A 15,229-nucleotide genomic window follows, 5' to 3' on the forward strand; every position below is an offset into this window, starting at 1 on the left:
TTCGTTTCGTTATGTATCCGTCACGTTGCACAGCTGGATTGCGCCACTGACCTTCTTGGACAAACCTTTCAATTTCTCGCCGATCTCGATTCGGTATTCGGTGCGGAACCGGCGAATGGGGCCAACCGCACCAATACTGAACGTAGCTCCGATGTTGCCGATCGATACCGGTGCCGCAACGCTGGCAATTCCGATGTCGATTTCCTGATCACAATCGGCAAAGCCGCGTTCGCTAATTATCTCGAATTCGCGGCGTAGCTCATCTTCGGACGTCTTGGTGTGTTCAGTATACGCCTTCAGGCTCCCTGACATGATGCTTTCGCGAAATTCCGGTTCCGCAAAGGCGGCAATGGCTTTCGAGCACGAGCAGGCATGCATGGGACGTACGCCCAAGCCCGGATGAATGAAGGCACGAGCGGGATCATCGGGTGTTTCTACGTGGATGATTTCAACTTTGTTGTCGCGAAAGCGCGCAAGAAAAACCGTTTCATTAAAATTTGTCGCTGCGAGGCGCATGAGGGGGGCTGCACAGCGTCGGACATCGGCATCGGACTTTCCAAGCAAGGCAATCCTGATCATCCGCTCGCCAATGATGTATTTTCCGTCATCAGAGGGTTCGTCGAGGAGATTTTGTTCAACAAGTGACTGAATGAGCCGGTAACATGTGGGCTTGGGCAGATCGGTTGCACGTTGAACCTCCGCCACTGAAACAGGGCGTCCGACGACTGCGATGATTTCAAGTATCTGGATCAGACGTTCTAGGTGCATGTTAATGAAATTCTCACAACACGAGACTGTATATTGAATGATGAGAATCTTTCGCCCAAACGCAAGTATAATCTTTGGGAAATCTATATGCGGACAGTGGCGGCGGCTGCGATTGAGACCGAAAAATTCCTTGAGATCATTGAGGTTGAGCTAGAAGGATCACAGGCTGGCGAAGCCCTGATAGAGATCTATGCGACAGGGACTGTAGCTGTTGCCAATCCGGCCGAGGCCGAAATTGACTGAACCGGTTTCGCGTCGGATAGGGCGGGATAGGCCCAACGCTATTCAAAGGTTACGACCTGTTGGCGCGGTTCAGATCATTAGTGTCGACCCTATGCATGCACCTAAGTAGATCCCTGCGGTTTTCGAATTCTGGCATGGAAAGTTACCGACTTCACCTTTATTGAAGTTAATTAAAGCTAATTGAGTTTGACTGATATCGCTCTCTAGCTGCATTCTGCTCTGAATCGGAATTGCCGAATTTGGAGCCAGACGTGACCACTTCTGAACCTGATCGCGTCGTTTCAGTCGGCGAGCAATGCTCGCCTGCCAGATGTGAACCGTCGGTAATCCTTGAATGTGCCGCTACCGGAGACGTAGCGCTAACCGCCACGCTGCATGAGAAGATCGGCACGTGTGTACGAACCAAAGGCCCGTCGGGTTCATGGTACAAAGCCAACTAACCTGTGCGGAAAAATAATGAAAAAGTGACAACTGGGAGGAACCTTATGTCATTACCTGAACCATTTACGGATCTAGAGATAGAAACGGCAGATGCCGGTTTCTATGAGAATTACAGCGTACCGATCGCGCTGATCAGCAAGGGCATCATGGTTGCCCTTGTACTGTGGGCGCTTGTCTTCCCGGCCAATGCCAACAGCACCCTCGGTAGCTGGAATGGCAAGCTGTTGGAAATTTTCAACAGCTTCTACGTTGTCATTGTTGGCCTGTTTGCCATCTTCCTGGTGATTGTGGCGATCCTGCCGTCGACAGGGAAGCGGGTCATGGGAACACCTGGCGAAAAGCCCGAGTTCTCGAACTTCTCGTGGTTCTCGATGATGTTTGGCGCCGGTCTGGGTGTCGGCCTGATGGTCTTTGCGACCGCTGAACCGCTGGGCCTGTGGGGATCAAACCCCGAGGTCGTCTCCGGTGCAGTTGCTGGCAACGATCCCGAATCCGTTCAGTCGGCCTATCGGTACACGTTCCTGCACTATGGCTTCCACGCCTGGGCAATCTATGTGGTGACCGGCCTGTCGCTGGCCTATTACGCCTATACCCGTGACATGCCTCTGACCATTCGCGCGGCTCTGACACCGCTGTTCGGCCGTTTGATGAACGGTTTCCTTGGCCATGTGGTCGACGTTCTGGGCGTTGTTGCAACGATCCTGGGTGTGTCCGTGACTATCGGTTTTGGCGTCAGCCAGTTCATCGACGGTCTTTATGCCATCACCGGCATGGAATGGATCATGGACTTTGGCGGAGATGTTCCGACGCCAAGCAAAGTTGGTCTGATTGCTGGTCTGGTCGTTATCATGGGCTTGTCCATCATTTCGGCGGTGTCGGGTGTTGGCCGGGGTGTTAAATACCTGTCGAACCTGAACCTTGTCCTGTCGATCATCCTGCTGGGCACGTTTGTGATCTTCGGGTCCTTTGTCTTTGCTATGACCACCTATGGTACAGCCCTGGTTGATTACCTTCTGAACTTCCTCTCGCTGAGCTTTGGTGCCTATGGCCCGCTGTCAGCCGAGGCCTTTGCGGCGGCTCTGCCTGCCGAAGCGCAGGCACATGCGGATGCCCTGATGGGTGGCGCAACCAACGCCTGGGGCAGCTTTGATGGCTTCAAGAGCGGTCTGGAGGGCGCAGCAGCTGAACTGGACGAGGCTACGCTGGCCGCGGCATATGCCGCTGGTGAGCAGGGTCGTCAATTCGGCTGGCAGGCCGGTTGGACCACGTTCTACTGGGCCTGGTGGATTGCGTTCTCGCCGTTTGTGGGCCTGTTCCTGGCGCGTATCTCCAAAGGTCGCTCCGTGCGTGAGTTCATTCTGGGATGCGTGCTTGCACCGGCACTGGTGTGCTTCGCCTGGATGACTGTACTGGGTGGCACCGCGATTGATCTGGAACTGGCCGGTGCCGCAGAAGGCGCGATCATTGGTGCCTCGAACACAAACAAGCTGTTCGTGACCCTGTCCTACATGATCGACGGAGGGCTGCTGTCCATGCTGAACGTCATGTGCGTGATCCTGATCATGACCTTCCTGGTGACCTCAGCTGACTCGGGCATTCTGGTGATGAACACCATCATGTCCGGCGGCAGCCAGGAGACCGGCATCAAGCACCGCATCATCTGGGGGGTGATCCTGACGGCTGTGATCGGCGCGCTGATCCTTGCTGCAGGGGAAAACAACCCGATGGATGCGTTGCGCAACGCGATGATCATCGGTGCATTGCCATTTACCATGGTGATGGCCCTGATGATGGTCTCGCTGACCAAAGCGCTTTACCGCGACGGACAGCGTGACAAGCATGCTGACGCAAGCACACAGGCTGCCGAGTAATCAACCTATAGCGTTACGAACCTTGCGCCGCCCCTTTGATCGGGGGCGGCGTTTTCGTGCAACGGTGGGTTAAGTTCTGACCAGTGTTTCGTGCCAGACGTCAGACAGGCAGCATGTTTGCAGAAGCAGCACAAATGCTACTGCGCGCACATGGTATGCCAGATCGGTGGTGATGCCTGGGCCATAGTCCGCCTCTTCGCTGCAATCAGAGACGAACATTACCCGTTGCACGAGCTAGACTTGCGGCATTGTCAGTGCTGTCTCGAAGAACTGGTACGAATTGATCTCGTACAGTTTGGACGAAAAATTGCTATCGGAATTGGAGTCAGCACCTAAAGAACGGTGCTGCCGCTTATGTCAATCCGGCGATTCAAACCTCGGTCAGGTGCTTTCTGACAGTTGGATCAATCCTATTACTTTGAATTGGGTAAATGCCACAAGCTGCGATCGCCTCGCGCGCAGTTACGCGTTCGTGCAGACGTTTCCAGATTGTTTTGGCTGCGTATGGATGGGGGTATGGGCGCCAAGCAACGCCCATGGTCATCCCTCGCAAATACTTCAGTTGCTGGCGATGCGCCGAGTACAAGATTGTATTTGAAACGCTGCCTTCGCGCGCGAGCTCGTGTTCAGTCACGAATATCCTGTTCCCGCGCATAGTTACAAAGCCAGCGTAGCGCGAAATCTGATGCATGCTCTTGTCTGGAGACGTGGCAATTTCACGGGACCGGATCGTGATTAGCCCTTCAACTTCCTGAATGCGGATCAATGAACAGAAGATTTTTCCTTCCCAAGATGGCGTGCAGAAATAGGAATGATAAAAACCTATGTAGCGCCTCAGGTTCTTCTGTTGCCCCCGGAAGGGTTCCAAAAACGCATCTGTGGGCGTTTTCCCAACTTGTGGCAGGACGCCTCTTAGCATTCGTTCGAAGCTTGCAGTTTCCTCGAAAAGCTGTGCTTCGGTCAGGTCGAAATGACGTGCAATGCGGCGCATGTTATGGGCAGAGGGCAGGCTGGAGCCATTCAAATAGCGATTGAATTGCTGTCTATTGACGCCGATTTCGCGGCAAATCTGCGAAATGTTTCCATGCTCTGCGCACAACGATCGTAAGTTGGCAGAAAAATACTCGGACACAAGAAAAGCCTTTCGCGTTTTGACGCTATATCACTGCAAACTGCGTCAACTCGCATAAGATTGCACAATTTGATTTATCTGCAAATCGGTTTCTTCTTCAGCATCAGATCGTAACAGACAAGCTTCAGATGCCAATCGAAACAATCGAAAACACATGGATCACACTTGCCGATGGGCGACGGCTTGCGGCGCGCCTCTGGTTGCCCGAGACAGGCCCCACACCGGCCATTCTGGAATATCTGCCATATCGCAAACGTGACGGCACCGCGCCCAGAGACGAAACAACACACACGGTTTTTGCAAAGGCGGGCTATGCCTGTATTCGGGTCGACATAGCTGGCACCGGGGACAGCGAAGGGCAATTCGATGACGAATACTCGGAACAGGAACTGCATGATGGTGAGGAAGTCATAGCCTGGATTGCCGCGCAGGATTGGTGTGACGGCAATGTCGGGATGATTGGGATATCTTGGGGCGGGTTTAATGGTCTGCAGCTGGCCTTCAGGCAACCACCTGCACTGAAAGCCATCGTCAGTGTCGCTTCGACTGTGGATCGATATGGCGATGACATCCATTTCATGGGTGGGTGCCTGCTGAGTGACAACATGAATTGGGGCAGTCAGATGTTTGCCTATCTGACGCGCCCAGCTGATCCAGAGCTTCGCGCAGATTGGCGACAGGACTGGTTTGCCCGACTGCAAAACGTCCCATTCTCTTCTGCAGATTGGCTGCGACATCAGACGCGCGACCCATATTGGAAGCACGGCTCAGTTTGCGAGGATTGGACCGCGATCCAAACCCCTGTCTTGGCGATTACAGGCTGGGCAGATGCTTACATCAATGCGCCTCCGGCTTTGGCAGCCAACCTGACGGCGCCAACCAAAGCTATCATTGGGCCGTGGGAACACCGCTATCCGCACATCTCAAAGCTTGATCCCGCAGATTTTCATTCCGAAGTCGTTGGATGGTTTGACCGCTGGCTGAAGGGACAACAAAACGGCGCCGAGGACTTGCCTGCCTATCGGACATACATGCAGGAACACTTCAATCCGACTGCGCAAAACGGTCCTCGGAAAGGTCGTTGGATTGCAGAGACGGCATGGCCGTCATCTCATGTCTCAGAACGGGTCTGGCATCTGGTTCCTGGTGGGTTTTCGCGGGACCCGGTGGTTGGTGCGGTCGCTGTCGCATCGCCTTGCTATGTTGGTGAAGACAGCGGGTATTTTTGCGCGGGCATGCGTATCGACAATGAACTTGCAGGGGATCAGGCCGGTGATGATGCCTTATCGGTCTGTTTTGACAGCTCGCCGCTGCAAGCACCGCTCGAGCTGCTGGGTCGGGCAAAGCTAAAGTTCCAGTTTTCAGTGGATCAGCCTGTTGCCCAGCTTGTCGCGCGGCTGTGTGATGTTTCACCCGAAGGTGTGTCACAGCGGATCAGCTATCGTCCGTTGAACCTGTGTCACTACCACAGTCATGAGACGCCGCAGGTCCTACAGCCAGGTGAGATCTACGAGGCTGAAATCACGCTGAACGAATGTGCGCACCATTTGCGCGAGGGCCACATTTTGCGACTGGCGTTGACGACGTCTTACTGGCCGATTGTCTGGCCAGCACCTCAATCGGCCACGGTAACTTTACACTTGCTGAATTGTGCTCTGCATCTGCCGGTGCGCGAAGTTGCGCATGAAATTCAAGCCTCTGAACCCGGCCCGGCGCAGGCGTATCCGGTTCTGGCAGCTGAGCAGTTGCGTTTACCTTCAGCGCAATCAGAACGCACGGTGACCGAAAGCGGTTGCGTGGTTCTGGAAACGTTTGATGACTATGGTAAAACGCGCGATCCCTACCACGATCTGATTGTTGGTAGCGACGTACGCATGCTTTACCGCATTCACCCCGATGATCCGACAACCGCGTATTTCGAGACCGCTTGGAGTTTTTCGTTCGAGCGCGAAGAATGGCAGGTCGCCATCACGACCGAGTGCCGCATGAGCTGTGACACCGAGAATTTCTATCTCTACCGCAAACTATGCGCCACTGAAGGCGCAAATGAAATCGAAGTCCTAACAAGGGAATGGTCCGAAACCGTTCCACGCGGACTTCTCTGACTTAATCTAAGGGAGGATACTATGAAGATCGAATGGACAAAGGCCAATGTTGGTCGCCGGAGGTTTCTGAAAGGCGCAACTGCGCTAGGGGCCGCTACAGCGCTTCCGATGGGGTGGGCGAACCGCGCGTTTGCAGCAGATGACGGTGTTCTGCGGGTGCGGGCTTATGGTGATGCACAGAACATGGATCCAGCACATTCCGTTGGTGTCGTTGAAGAAGAAGTGCATGCCTCCATCTACAACAAGCTGATCCAATACAAGCCGGGCGAGGAATGGGGTTGGCAAATGGATGCGGCAACTATGATCGAGCAGGTTGACCCGACCCATATCAAGTTCGCATTGCGTGACGATATTGGATTCACCAACGGATTTGGCGCGATGACTGCTGAAGACGTCAAATTCAGCATGGAACGGATCGTGGACGACACGACCGACAGTCCGAATAAGCCCGACCTAGGGCCATTCAGCCATGTTGAAGTGACAGGAGACCGTGAAGGGACAATCGTTCTGAACAGCCCGTTTGCCCCGATCTGGTCGATTGCCCTGCCGTATATTACTGGAAACATCGTCTCGAAAGCAGCGGTCGAAGCCGCCGGTGGCCGGATCGGTGCTGATCCGGTTGCGGAATCCGGCCCGTATCTGCGAGACAGTTGGTCGCCCAAAGAAAAGACCGTTCTAAAGCGCAACCCTGACTGGAAAGGGGATGCCCCCGCTTGGGATACCGTCGAGATCTATCCGATCGATGATGAAAACACGGCCGAGATTGCGTTCGAGGCAGGCGAGTTGGACGTAACTCGCGTGTCGCTGGGCTCGGTTGAGCGGTATCGCGCCGGGGTTCCCAATGGTGGGTCGCTGGTTGAGAAACCTTCGCTCTACTACGTCTGGATGGGCATGAACGTCGAGCATCCGAAGCTGCAAAATCAGAAACTGCGGCAGGCGATTCAGCACGCAGTGGATGTTCCGAGCATCCTGGAGGCAGCATATTTTGGAGCTGCTGAACCGGCTACCGGCATCATCGCACCGGGCCTTGCTGGCCATCGGCCATCTTCGCTGGTACCACCTGAGGCGAACTTCGAGAAAGCCGCGCAGTTGCTCGCGGAATCCGGTGAAACCAATGTCACGCTAACCCTCGATACGTTGAACAAGACGACCTTTACAACAACTGCACAGATTATTCAGGCGACGCTGGCGCAGATCGGAATCACGGTTGAGGTTAACGTTCTGGAATCTGGGGCATTCTGGGCGTCCGGTGACAATGAGAACCTACAGCTTGTTCTGAACCGTTTCTCGATGACGCCTGATCCGTATTATGCGACGTCGTGGTTCACACCAGAACAGATCGGGAAATGGAACTGGGAACGGTTTAACAGCCCGGAATTTAACGAAATCCATGAATCTGCGGCTGCTGAAACGGACATCGCAAAGCGAGCTGAAATGTATCAGCGTGCGCAGGATCTGATGGAAGAAAGCGGTGCTTATCGCTTTATCACTCACGAGGCGACACCGGTAATTCACAGCGCACGCGTCATTCCAGCGCTGCGGCCAGATGGCCTGTCCCTGCTTCGCTATTTTGGCAAGGCGACCTGATCTCCCCAGGTCGACCGGGTGCGGCGGGTGCGTAACGCTCGCCGTACCAACACCAACGCCATCAAGCCAAAAGGAGCCAGTTGGCCATGCTGAAATTCGCAACCCGTCGCTTCGGGCTGTCGCTGCTTATCCTGTTCGTGGCGGTCACCGTCATGTTCCTGATGATCCGCGCCGTGCCAGGCGATCCGGTCCAAATCATGCTCGGTCCACGCGCCACGCCCGAGCTTCAGGCCCAACTCACAGTAGCGTTGGGGCTGGATCAGCCAATCTGGAAACAGCTTTTGATTTTTTACGGAAACCTCTTGCAGGGTGACTTGGGAACCGATGTCTTTTCGGGTCGTTCCGTGACTGACATCGTGTTCCAGCAACTACCATTCACATTGGAACTGATTTTCGCGTCGATCCTGTGGTCAGCTACGCTGGGCATCGCACTCGGCGCCTATGCGGCTGCGCATCCCAATACGTTGATCGACCGGGTTGCCGCCGCGATATCTGTCAGTTTTGTGGCCGCTCCGGCCTTTGTTGTCGCGCTCCTGGCTCTTTTGGTTTTTGCGGTGCATCTACAGTGGTTTCCCGCGATCGGTGCCGGGGAAGGCTTCCTTGACCGTCTTGACCATCTGGTCCTGCCCGCCTTTGCCATCGGGCTCAGTTGGGTTGGCTATATTGCCCGGTTGGTACGCGCCTCGATGCTGGAGGTTATGGGTGAAAGCCATGTCCGCACGGCCCGAGCCTTTGGTATCGCCGAACGTCGCGTAGTCATGGTGTACGCGCTGCGGATCGCCATTTTGCCCGTGGTTACCGTGATCGGTGTTGGGATGGGTTTTCTTCTCAGCTCGGCGGTTTTCGCTGAAATCGTCTTTGCCCGACCTGGTTTGGGCAAACTGGTCATCGACAGCATTACGACCCGAAACTACCCGATTGTGATGGGCTCTGTCCTAGTATCAACAGCTTTGTTCGTGGTGTCGACCGCATTGGCCGATCTGATCAATGCGCTGCTTGATCCACGCGCGCGCACGGCTCATTGAGGAGGCAGGCACATGGAAAAATCTCGTTCCGAAATGGGCCAGATCATAGTCGGCGTTGCGCGCGACCCGCTTGGTCTCATGGGCTTAATCATCGTCGGTGTCATCGTTTTCTGCGCAATCTTTGCGTATTGGATCGTACCCTATGATCCGATTGCGATGGATATCAAATCCCGCTTGCAGGGACCGTCCACAGCACACCTGCTGGGCACAGATCAGTTAGGGCGCGATACGTTTTCGCGGGTCATCGCGGGGGGCCAAGTAGCGCTCAAGGTGGCATTGCCCGCTGTGTTCGGAGCAATGGCGATTGGCCTGACACTGGGCATGATTGCAGGGTATGGGCCGAAATGGCTCGATAATCTTCTAATGCTGTTCTTCGATACCATCCGGTCCTTTCCGACAGTGATGTTCGCGCTGGCCGTTGTGGCCCTGATCGGGCCCAGTCTGCAGACGGTCGTGTTTGTCGTCATGGCGACCTCGATCCCAACATATGGGCGTGTGGCGCGGACCCAAACGCTGACACTCCGCAACTCTGAGTTCATCCTGGCTGAACGTTCAATGGGGGCCAGCATGGCGCGCATTCTAGGCGTTCATATGCTGCCCAACATCATTGGCGTTCTGGCTGTGTTGGCGGCAATGGATATCCCTACAGTCATCGCGCTTGAGGCCGGCCTGTCCTTCCTGGGTCTGGGCGTTAAGCCTCCGACCCCGAGCTGGGGTTCTTTGCTTAAGGATGGCTATTCCCTGATCCGCCAAACTCCTTGGTTGGTTGTTGGCGGAGGCCTGCCGATCATTCTGGCAACGCTTGGCTTCACGTTTCTGGGTGAAAGCCTGCGCGATGTAGTTGACCCGAAACTGAGGAAACAGCGATGACCGAGACACTTCTGGAAATCGACCAGCTTTGCGTCGATTACGAAACAGGCCGTGGCGACCTCAGGGCATTGAGGGACATCACATTCAACGTCAACAAAGGCGAAATCGTTGGCATCGTGGGAGAGTCCGGTTGTGGTAAATCCACATTGATTTCATCCATTCTGCGTTTGACCGCGCCCAATACCCGGTTCCGTGAAGGAGAAATTAGGTTCAAGGGGAAGGATTTGCTGCAAGCTTCTGATCGGCACATGCGGGACCTGCGCGGGGCGGATATATCCATCGTCTTTCAGGATCCGATGCAAACGCACAACCCGGTTCTGACTATCGGTCAGCAGATGCTGGATATTCAGCACCGATCCAGACAGTCCAAGGCTGACAAGTTGGCGCACGCGGCCAAATTGTTGGGCGCTGTTGGCATTCCTGACCCTGAGGCGCGTCTGGCGCAATATCCGCATGAATTCTCTGGCGGGATGCGTCAACGGATCGCCATCGCGATGGCGTTGATGTCCGAACCTGATCTTTTGATTGCGGATGAGCCGACAACTGCACTGGATGCGACGCTGGAGGTGCAGATCATTGAGCGCCTGCAAGAGCTGCAGCGCGAGTTTCACTGTGCCATCCTGTTCATCTCGCACCATTTGGGCGTGATCGCAGAACTCTGCGACAGGGTTGTTGTGATGTATGCTGGCGCAGTTGTTGAAAGCGGGGACGTGCGGGAGATTTTTCACAATCCTAAACACCCTTACACACGCCGACTGATCGAATGCGACCCCGGTCACATCAAAGAGCGTGCCCGTGTATTGCCAACCATCCCCGGCGAAGTGCCCGACTTGGCCAACCTGCCGGGTGGCTGCATTTTCAGGGATCGTTGTGATCAGGCCATGGCGCGCTGCGCCACCGAAGTGCCGCCACTGGATCAATTGAAAGAAGGCCATCACGCTGCGTGCTGGCTGAACCATCAGGAGGTCGCATCATGAGCTTGCTGAACGTTGAGGACCTCAATACCAGCTATGGCCCGGTCAATGTACTGGCGGGTGTCAGCTTTACCGTAGAACCCGGAGAGACTTACGCGCTTGTTGGTGAAAGTGGGTCTGGTAAAACCACGGTCATTCGCGCCATTGCCGGGCTAGCACCTGCGCAAGATGGCTCGGTCACCTTCGAAGGTCAGGAAATTCGGGGCGCACCCGAAAGTGTCATGCGCCCGTTGCGCAAAGACATGGCGATGATGTTTCAAGACCCGGTTGGAAGCCTGTCGCCGCGTCTGACCATCCGCAGTCTGATTACCGAGCCTTACCGCATTCAGGGCATGAAGGACCGTGACATGGACGCCGAAGCCAAGCGCCTCTTGGAAATGGTCAACTTGCCCACGCATTTCGCGGACCGCTATCCTTATCAGCTATCTGGTGGCCAAGCTCGGCGTGTGGGAGTGGCACGTGCACTGGCACTGGAACCCAAATTGATCCTTGCGGATGAGCCCACTGCAGGTCTCGATGTGTCGGTTCAGGGCGAGCTGTTGAACCTGCTTAACGACCTGCGCGAAAGGCTGGGGCTTGCGATGGTGATTATCACGCATAACCTTAGCGTCGTACGCCATGTGGCTGACAGAATGGGCATCATGTATTTGGGCCGATTGGTTGAAGAAGGTACAACCGAGGCCATCTTTAACGAGCCGCGCCATCCCTATACCCGCTGCCTGTTGAGTGCCAACCCAGAGCCGGACCCGGATGCGCGGTTGGAACGGATTGCTCTCAAAGGTGAGCCCCCCAGTTTGCTCAAACGCCCGTCCGGTTGTGAGTTCCGCGAGCGTTGTCCCTTTGCCAAGGATATCTGCACCCAGACTCCGGAATGGGAAGTAAATGGCGGCCACGGGCTGCGTTGTCTGGCCCCGCTGTCGTAGTAGGAAACCCAATGCCAAGCACACTATATTTTAACGGCACAATCCTGACTATGGATGCACAGAACTCCTCTCCAGAGGCTGTTCTGACCGAGGGCAAAAGAATTCAGGCCGTCGGTGCTGAAGCAGATCTGCGCGCACGCATGCCGGCTGACTCACATGAGTATAACCTTCAGGGTCGTACACTGATGCCGGCGTTTATCGACCCGCACGGGCATTTCCCGGATCCAGGGTTCATACGGCTGTTCCGTGTCGACTTATCTTCGCCTCCTTTAGGGGACTGCAAACACATGGCGCAGGCGTTGACTAGGATTCGGGAAAAGGCTGGCGAGACGCCCGAGGGTGAGTGGGTCATGGGCGTGTTGTTTGATAATACTGCCATTCGCGAAGGCCGCATGCCCACGCGGGCTGAGCTGGACGATGTATCACAGCGTCATCCAATCTGGGTTATTCATGCGTCGGGGCACTGTGGCGTAGCCAATTCTGTTGCCCTTCAGAGGCGCGGGTTAACCTGTCAAACACCGGATCCAGAAGGCGGCCGCTTTGGCCGTGATCCTGAGACCGGAGCCCTGACGGGATTGATCGAAGGATTATCGGCCATGGGCGAGATGGGCGATACTGATTTTCTGATCGACCGCGAAAGGTTCTGGCAAGGCTTTGAGGCCTGTCGTGACGAATACCTATCCTATGGTGTGACCTATGCCCAAAACGCCTGGGCGTCGCAAACCATGTTGGAACACTTTGCCAGCCAGCCCGCGGATCTGGATCCGGGAATAGACATTGAGCTCTTACCCGTCGGAAGTCTGGAACCCGAATTGTCCGAGCATTGGATCGGTACGAACTGGCCCGGCAACCCGCATTTCACACTGGGTCCGCGCAAATTGTTCACGGACGGGGCTTTTCAGTTGCAGACCGCGTTTTTGTCTACCCCGTATTTCAAGCCGTCCGATCCCTGTCACCCTTGTGGGATGGTTTACACCTCACAAGAACAGTTAGATGCCGACGTCAGAAAACTCCATGGCAAGGGCTTCCAAATGCATTGCCACTGCAATGGTGATGCCGGTGCCGAGATGTTCATAGATGCGGTGGAAAAGGCGCTTATTGCGCATCCTCGCCAAGATCATCGCCACACCATTATCCACGGTCAGGCTCTGCGGGATGATCAGTTGGAGCGTATGGCCCAGCTTGAACTCACCGTCAGCTTCTTTCCGGCTCATATACATTTTTGGGGTGATCGCCACTACGATACATTCTTGGGGCCGCAGCGCTCCGAGCGGATATCCCCTGCGGCGTCTGCTGAACGGTTTGGCTTGCGATATACAATCCACAATGATGCCTCGGTCACGCCGACGCGTCCGATCCATCTGGCCCACTGTGCGGTAAATCGAAAATCCGTTTCTGGTCGCGTGCTCGGTGAAGATCAGAAGATCAGCGTTCTGTCAGCCTTACGCGCTCAGACCATCGACGCTGCTTGGCAAGTCTTCAAGGACGAGCAGCGCGGTTCTGTCGAACCGGGTAAAGTTGCTGACTTTGTTGTCCTTTCGCGTAATCCACTGCACGATCCGGACCGCTTGACAGATACGCGGGTGCTTGAAACGATCCGCAATGGCCAAAGTGTTTTTTCTGCACCCCATGCCGAACAAGAAATCGAGCACACATGATGGCGACCAAGCGTATTGCGATCGCGGGTTTTCAGCATGAAACTAATTGCTTTGGTGTGACGCAGGCCGGTCTGCACGAGTTTGAGATGGCCGATTCCTGGCCCGGCATGTTGCACGGTGCGCAGGTGATATCGGAAACGTTTGGCATGAACCTACCTATCGCCGGTTTTGCGAAGGCTGCAGCGGCAGCAGGATTTGAAGTCGCACCAACCCTGTGGTGTTCTGCCGAGCCGTCTGCACATGTAACCGATCACGCATTCGAAACAATTTGCGAGATGTTGTTGGATCGCATCCGGGATGTGGGCGACATTGATGGCGTTTATCTCGATCTCCATGGGGCAATGGTCACCGAAAGCCTCGCTGACGGTGAGGGAGAGCTTCTGCGTCGTGTACGTGAAGTTGTGGGCTTCGAAGTGCCAGTGGTCGCAAGTTTGGACCTTCACGCCAACATCTCGGCTGAGATGGTCGACAATGCAGACTATTTGTCTGTTTTCAGAACCTATCCCCACTTGGATATGGCGGAAACGGGCGCACGATGCGTTCCTGTCCTGCAGCGGTTGCTAGCGGGCGAAACGCTCTACAAGGCTTTCCAACCGGTGCCTTACCTCATCCCTCTGCATGCGCAACATACGGGCTCCAAGCCATTCAGCGAGATCTATCAGTTGCCCGAAAGATTTGAGAAGCAGGAAATTCTGGCAGAAATTGCCCTCGGCTTCACCGCGGCGGATTTCTCAGACACAGGCCCATCATGTCTTGCCTACGCGGCCACCGCCCAGAAAGCTGCTGCTGCCGCGGAAGAAGTCGTGCATTTGTTCGTATCTCGCGAAGCCGATCTTGATTGTTCAATGTTGTCTCTAGAGGAAACGGTTTCGATATGTCGCGAGAGGCGGGGAAAACCCATTGTTGTCGCAGATGTCCAGGACAACGCTGGTGCGGGCGGGACATCAGATACTACTGGCCTGCTGGCAGCACTGATTGAGGGCGGGACAAAGAGTGTCTTAATGGGTCTGTTCCATGACCCTGAAAGTGCAAAACAAGCCCATGAGGCCGGAGAAGGTGCACGGGTAAAACTTGCGGTCGGTGCAAAGTCCAACTTGGCTGGGCACGTTCCAGTCAAAGCAGAGTTTGAAGTTCTGGCTTTGGGCGATGGCCTTTGTCGCTATACCGGAAAAATGTATGGCGGTGGGATAGCTACGCTGGGCGAGACAGCTGCCCTACGTTTGGTTGGGCACGAGGCAAGTATTGACCTTGTTGTCACAAGTATACGGAACCAATGTCTTGATCGCGCACATTTTACTCATATCGGACTAGACCCAAAGAACTACGCGGTTATCTGTGTAAAAAGCACCGTACATTTCCGAGCGGACTTCGAACCTATTGCAGGAAATATCTGTTCCGTTTCTTCGCCAGGTGCCTTTCTCTGCAACCTGGAAGAAATCCCCTACACTTGTATCTCCAGAAGGCTGGTTAACACTCGCTGCGCTACCGTTGCCTCAACTGGCACAGGCTAGCGAATTCCGCTGATCTTGCGGGTCCATTATCATCTGTGAAGCGCGCCTTTTGCGGGCTGTGTGGGGTTTTGAGCGAGGCGGTTAACTGCCTCGCATTGTGCCCTTATTCTCGACGGCCAAA

General features: G+C 55.0%; 13 protein-coding genes. 10 read left to right on the plus strand and 3 right to left on the minus strand.

The genetic code is table 11. The features are described 5' to 3' along the window. Window positions 1–9 precede the first annotated feature (9 nt). The gene (locus AC2FIC_RS07560; RefSeq protein ID WP_282021716.1) at window positions 10–768 is read right to left on the minus strand and encodes an IclR family transcriptional regulator; all 759 of its coding nucleotides are present in this window, start codon (window positions 766–768) and stop codon (window positions 10–12) included. A gap of 33 nt (window positions 769–801) precedes the next feature. Here AC2FIC_RS07560 and AC2FIC_RS07565 point away from each other — a divergent pair, with 33 nt between their 5' ends. Further along, a complete protein-coding gene (locus AC2FIC_RS07565) occupies window positions 802–1,011 on the plus strand; it encodes a hypothetical protein (RefSeq protein WP_496691391.1) in 210 nt (69 codons plus the stop codon). A gap of 485 nt (window positions 1,012–1,496) precedes the next feature. Then, entirely contained in the window at window positions 1,497–3,323 is a 1,827-nt protein-coding gene (locus tag AC2FIC_RS07570; RefSeq protein ID WP_142636086.1) for a BCCT family transporter, read from the plus strand. 69 nt (window positions 3,324–3,392) lie between these two features. Here the strand turns inward: AC2FIC_RS07570 and AC2FIC_RS07575 are convergent, their stop codons facing one another. Both AC2FIC_RS07575 and AC2FIC_RS07580 read right to left on the minus strand, forming a co-directional pair. Further along, complete coding sequence (locus AC2FIC_RS07575; protein ID WP_496788911.1) at window positions 3,393–3,542, minus strand: hypothetical protein; 150 nt, start codon at window positions 3,540–3,542, stop codon at window positions 3,393–3,395. Between the two features lie 151 nt (window positions 3,543–3,693). Next, window positions 3,694–4,455 carry a helix-turn-helix transcriptional regulator gene (locus AC2FIC_RS07580; RefSeq protein ID WP_281972993.1) on the minus strand — a complete coding sequence of 254 codons (762 nt, stop codon included), beginning with the start codon at window positions 4,453–4,455 and terminating at the stop codon, window positions 3,694–3,696. A gap of 128 nt (window positions 4,456–4,583) precedes the next feature. Here AC2FIC_RS07580 and AC2FIC_RS07585 point away from each other — a divergent pair, with 128 nt between their 5' ends. The 8 genes from AC2FIC_RS07585 (at window position 4,584) to AC2FIC_RS07620 (ending at window position 15,108) form a co-directional block, all read left to right on the plus strand. Then, entirely contained in the window at window positions 4,584–6,560 is a 1,977-nt protein-coding gene (locus tag AC2FIC_RS07585; RefSeq protein ID WP_496691390.1) for a CocE/NonD family hydrolase, read from the plus strand. A 21-nt stretch (window positions 6,561–6,581) separates the two neighbouring features. Beyond that, window positions 6,582–8,147 (plus strand): ABC transporter substrate-binding protein, encoded by a 1,566-nt coding sequence (locus AC2FIC_RS07590; protein ID WP_282021720.1) that lies wholly within the window; start codon window positions 6,582–6,584, stop codon window positions 8,145–8,147. A gap of 86 nt (window positions 8,148–8,233) precedes the next feature. Further along, window positions 8,234–9,172 carry an ABC transporter permease gene (locus AC2FIC_RS07595; RefSeq protein ID WP_271948705.1) on the plus strand — a complete coding sequence of 313 codons (939 nt, stop codon included), beginning with the start codon at window positions 8,234–8,236 and terminating at the stop codon, window positions 9,170–9,172. 12 nt (window positions 9,173–9,184) lie between these two features. Beyond that, a complete protein-coding gene (locus tag AC2FIC_RS07600; RefSeq protein WP_496691389.1) occupies window positions 9,185–10,042 on the plus strand; it encodes an ABC transporter permease in 858 nt (285 codons plus the stop codon). Further along, window positions 10,039–11,019 (plus strand): ABC transporter ATP-binding protein, encoded by a 981-nt coding sequence (locus tag AC2FIC_RS07605; RefSeq protein ID WP_496691388.1) that lies wholly within the window; start codon window positions 10,039–10,041, stop codon window positions 11,017–11,019. Before AC2FIC_RS07600 ends, AC2FIC_RS07605 begins: the two co-directional genes overlap by 4 nt. Beyond that, entirely contained in the window at window positions 11,016–11,939 is a 924-nt protein-coding gene (locus tag AC2FIC_RS07610; RefSeq protein ID WP_496691387.1) for an oligopeptide/dipeptide ABC transporter ATP-binding protein, read from the plus strand. Before AC2FIC_RS07605 ends, AC2FIC_RS07610 begins: the two co-directional genes overlap by 4 nt. Before the next feature lie 11 nt (window positions 11,940–11,950). Further along, window positions 11,951–13,597, plus strand: coding sequence for an amidohydrolase (locus tag AC2FIC_RS07615; protein ID WP_496691386.1), 1,647 nt, complete (start codon window positions 11,951–11,953; stop codon window positions 13,595–13,597). Continuing rightward, window positions 13,597–15,108: a M81 family metallopeptidase gene (locus AC2FIC_RS07620; protein WP_496870120.1), complete on the plus strand. Its 1,512-nt coding sequence runs from the start codon at window positions 13,597–13,599 to the stop codon at window positions 15,106–15,108. The genes AC2FIC_RS07615 and AC2FIC_RS07620 overlap by 1 nt, the downstream gene beginning before the upstream one ends. Window positions 15,109–15,229 lie beyond the last annotated feature (121 nt).

The organism is Ruegeria sp. CDSC079 (genome assembly GCF_059610505.1).